This is a genomic window from Thermogutta sp., from assembly GCF_014359955.1.
In the GTDB taxonomy this organism is placed as follows: Bacteria; Planctomycetota; Planctomycetia; order Pirellulales; family Thermoguttaceae; genus Thermogutta.
On sequence record NZ_JACIYL010000334.1, the window covers coordinates 1 to 4502 of the forward strand.

Below are 4502 nucleotides of genomic sequence, written 5' to 3' on the forward strand. Positions count from 1 at the left end.
CGGCTTTATCGACCGGATTGTTCGTCGGCCGGAGCTCAAATCCGAGCTCGCCCGCATTATCGACTACTGCGGCAAATAGCGACCCTTTTTACCCGTCCAAATTTCTTGCTCCAGGAGTGCCCGGCGTGATTTCGCGCCCCGGCCGTTCCTCTTCCGCGGATTGCCGCACCCCACCCACTCCGCGGGATTGCCGTTGTTTCTCTCCGGAAAAGTCGCTATTCTTTACGCAGACTTCGGCGGTGAACGACCGTACCGCCCGGCCCGCAGGACGGCGGAACTCCCGCTGTCTGCTTCGATTCGGCTCCGGAAAGTACAACCCTTGTGCTTCTTCTGGGGCTTTCCAGGATGCTCTCAATTCATCCTTTCGGAGAATCGAAAAAAGGAGTGACCACCACCATGCCTGCCACGACACGGATGACGTTGACCGCGGCTTTCGCCACTCTGTTTCTCTTCGCATCAAACTTCGCCTGGGCACAAAAGTGGGCGGAGGCCATGTTTGACCATACCAGCCACAATTTTGGAATGGTCGCTCGCGGCGCCAAAGTCGAACATGTCTTTCCCCTCAAAAACATCTATGTGGAGGATGTCCACATCGCTTCCGTGCGAACCTCCTGCGGATGCACTCAGCCCCGCATCACCAAGGACACCCTCAAGACGTTCGAAACAGGTGCTGTCATCGCCACCGTGGATACCAGGGGCTTTCTGGGCCGAAAAGACGCCACCATCACGGTGACGTTCGACAAGCCCTATCCGGCCGAGGTGCAATTGCACACCTACGTGTACATCCGCAGCGACGTCGTGTTTGATCCGGGAGTCGTCCTCTTCAATGCCGTGCCCCAGGGCTCCGCGGCCGAGCGGACCGTCAAGCTCCTCTATGCAGGACGGAGTGACTGGCAGATCGTGAAGGCTGTTCCCAGCGCCGACTTCCTCGATGTGCAAATCAACCAAACGGGACGCGGGGCCGGCGAGGTGACTTACCAGTTGGTGGTCACCCTCAAACCGAATGCGCCCGCCGGATATCTCCAGGAACAAATCGAGCTTTTCACCAACGACACTCTGGAAGAAGCCAGACGGCTCGTGCTGCCGGTGGAAGGTTCGGTGATCCCCCAGGTCACCGTTCAGCCGTCGCAGCTCGCGCTGGGAACGTTGTCGCCCGGGCAAACGGTCACGAAAAACCTCGTCGTTCAAGCGCGGGTCCCCTTCCGGTTGACAGGACTTCGGGTCCCCGACAAGCGGTTCAGCTTTGTCCTACCCGACACGGAAAAGAGCGTTCAGGTCATTCCCGTCACCTTTACGGCGGACGAAACGCCAGGTCCCATCCACGGGGAAATCGTCATCGAGACAAACCTGTCGGGGTACGAACAGCTCAAAGTCCCGGTGCTCGGCACCATCAAGGCCAGCGGTCAGTGACCCCACGCTTTTGCCACTTTCTTCCGCCTGCCGGATGAGTGCCGAGGCCCGTTCCTGACGCCCGCCGACACAATCAAAATAGAATCGTCGCACACACCGGGTAACCGGCGCAGGCTGCGTCAGGATCGACCGTCCAACTTCAGGCCGCACCGATGGGCAAGCGTCAACCGGCTCAGAAGAGCGTCCAAACCGATCTGAGAATCGGCACGTCCGGCTGGACCTACGATGACTGGACCGGCAAGTTCTATCCGGAAGAAATAAAAGGCCCGGCCCGACTGGAGTACTACGTCACCCAGTTTAACGCGGTGGAAATCAACGCCACCTTCTACCGCCTGCCCACCGCTTCCATGATCACCGGCTGGAACCGCCGGATGCCGGAAGATTTCCATGTAGCGACGAAGGGCTCCCGGCGAATCACGCATTTAAAGCGGCTTCAGGACTGCCGGAGCGAGCTACGAGAATTCATCGAGCGGGCAGCGCCGCTCCGGCAACTGCGGGTGATCCTCTGGCAGTTTCCCCCATCCTTTCGACCCGATTTGCCACTTCTGGAAAGTTTTCTCGCTCTTCTCAGGGACGAAGCCGCTGCGATCCCCCATGTTCGCCATGCCCTGGAATTCCGCCATGCCTCCTGGTGGGATGACGAGGTGAAACATCTCCTTCAGCGGCACAGGGTGGCCTTTGTCGCCGTGAGCCATCCCCGCTTGCCGGACGACATCATCTCCACCACGGATTTCCTCTACCTGCGGTTCCACGGACTGGGGCGGCAGCTTTATCGCTATGATTATTCGCCTGAGGAACTGCAGCCGTGGGTCCAGCGCGTCGTTGAGGTGATCAGGACTTCCCCCGTCCGCGCCGTATACGCCTTTTTCAACAACGATTACAATGCCCACGCCGTCGAAAACGCCCGCATTTTTCGGGAGCTTTTGGCCCAGGCCTTGAAAGAGAAATGAGGTGGGCCCGGGCCCTCCAGTCCCCTGGAGGGACGCGTTCCACGGCGTCCGTTAACCCTCGGAGGGGCACGCTTGTCGTGCCCGGCAAGACGAAGGGGAAATGGATAGACCAGCGTTGACAAGCGGACCTGACAAGCAGGTCCCTCCGGAAGATCGGAGGGGCACGCTTGTCGTGCCCGATGCAAGAGAATGGATGATCCAACGTCGAACGACGGACCTGACAAGCAGGTCCCTCCAATATGCGGACCCGACAAGCGGGTCCCTCCCACGTTGTAGGGGCAATTCATGAATTGCCCCTACCGTTCAATCAGCGGAACGTGGACCTGACAAGCACCTCCCTCCGGAAGGTCCCTCCCGCCCGGCGTTCACCCCTTTTTAAGACCTCGCCGACTCTCACGCGCTTTTCCCGATTCGGAGACAAACTGGGGACGGCTCAATGGCCCGTGGGCTTGACTCCGCCATCAGCGGCGGGCAAAGTAAAAGAGTTCTTCAGAAAATTTGTCGCTGCCGGACTTCCATCGCCCAGGTCCCCCCTGGGATTGTTCCCAACCCGGAACGGTCAAAACATCATTCGGACCTCGGCTGCAAATACCGGCAGATTGTGCGGGAGGGCACCGGTCAGCATCCACGAGAAAGGAGAGACGCTCCATGATGCGGGGAAACGCGATTGTCGGTCAGAGCGGTGGCCCCACGGCCGTCATCAACGCCAGTCTTTGCGGCGTCATCGAAGCCTGCCGACAGTATCCGGAAATCGAACGCTGTCTGGGCATGCGGTTTGGGATTCAGGGCTTTCTGGAAAGCGACGTCATCGACCTCTATCAGGAAGCTCCCGAAACAATCGAAGCCCTCAAGAGAACTCCCAGCTCCGCCCTGGGAAGCTGTCGTTACAAACTCCGGGATGAGGATTTCCCGCGCTTGCTGGAGCAACTCCAGCGCTTCAATATCCGCTATGTGTTCCTCATCGGCGGGAACGACACGATGGACACCATCCATCGTCTGGAAGAGTTCTGCCGCAAGCAGAACTATCCGATGCTGGGCGTGGGCATTCCCAAAACGGTGGATAATGACCTCTTTGGAACCGACCACACGCCCGGCTACGGCAGCGCCGCGCGGTATGTGGCCATCTCGGTGCGGCAGGCGGGTATGCTGGCGCGGGACATGCGCCGCGTCGATCAGTTCGTCATCTTCCAGACAGTTGGGCGATCCGCGGGTTGGCTGGCCGCGGCTTCTGCGCTGGCCAAATCGGCAGAAGACGATGCCCCCCACATCATCCTGGTCCCGGAACGCCCCTTCGATCGCGATAAATTCCTCGCCGATGTCAAACGCGTTTACGACAAATTTGGCTGGTGCAGCGTCGTCTGCGGGGAGGGAATCACCTATCCCGATGGCCGCCCGGTCAGCCAGGCCACCGTCACTGACCAGTTCTCCAACGTTGAATTCGGCGCCATGGGGGGCACCAGTGCCGCCATGATGCTCCATCGCATGATCAGCCAGACCTACGGCTGGCGGGGCGAGTTCCAGGTGTGCGAATCTCTCCAAATGTGCGCGGCAGATCGCGTCAGCGAAATCGATCTCGAGGAAGCCTATGCCTGCGGCAGGGAAGCGGTGCGACTGGCCTCCGAAGGTGTCAGCGGCATGATGGTCTCCATCCGCCGGGAATCGAGTCAACCCTATCGCTATCGGCTGGATACCGTCCCGCTGGCCGAGGTCGCCATCAAGGCCAAACCAATGCCCGATGAGTTCATCAACGCCGAAGGCAACTACGTCACGGAAGCCTTCCTCGAATACGCACGTCCCCTGGTGGGCCCCCTGCCCGAATATGTTCGCCTCAAAGGCCACAAAGTCCAGGCGTAATCCGCGGATTCAGGTGGTCAGCATCCCCGCGGGCTGAGCGGCAATCGAAGAAAGTCGGGCGTGCTTTGCACCCAAGCCGCCCTTCGATATCCTGAGAAAAGAGCGAGTGGTGTGCATCGCTGCTCCCCAAGCGGGCAACCTCACCCGCGAGGGGTTTATTCTTAGGGAGATCGCGTCAGGACGGATTCCACCAGGCATGGATCATCCAGCACCCGGGAGAGAATGGCAACGCGACAAAGGTGACAGGTATGGAACTCAAATTGATCACCAAGGACCAGGCCCAGCCGC

The 4502-nt window shown here is 59.7% G+C and carries 3 protein-coding genes; all 3 read left to right on the plus strand.

What is annotated here, in order from left to right:
• The first annotated feature begins 396 nt into the window (after positions 1–396).
• The 3 genes from H5U08_RS10860 (at position 397) to H5U08_RS10870 (ending at position 4214) form a co-directional block, all read left to right on the plus strand.
• Positions 397–1410: a DUF1573 domain-containing protein gene (locus tag H5U08_RS10860; RefSeq protein WP_297032909.1), complete on the plus strand. Its 1014-nt coding sequence runs from the start codon at positions 397–399 to the stop codon at positions 1408–1410.
• A gap of 152 nt (positions 1411–1562) precedes the next feature.
• Complete coding sequence (locus H5U08_RS10865; protein ID WP_297032911.1) at positions 1563–2360, plus strand: DUF72 domain-containing protein; 798 nt, start codon at positions 1563–1565, stop codon at positions 2358–2360.
• A gap of 648 nt (positions 2361–3008) precedes the next feature.
• The gene (locus H5U08_RS10870) at positions 3009–4214 is read left to right on the plus strand and encodes a 6-phosphofructokinase (protein WP_297032912.1); all 1206 of its coding nucleotides are present in this window, start codon (positions 3009–3011) and stop codon (positions 4212–4214) included.
• The last annotated feature ends 288 nt before the right edge of the window (positions 4215–4502 follow it).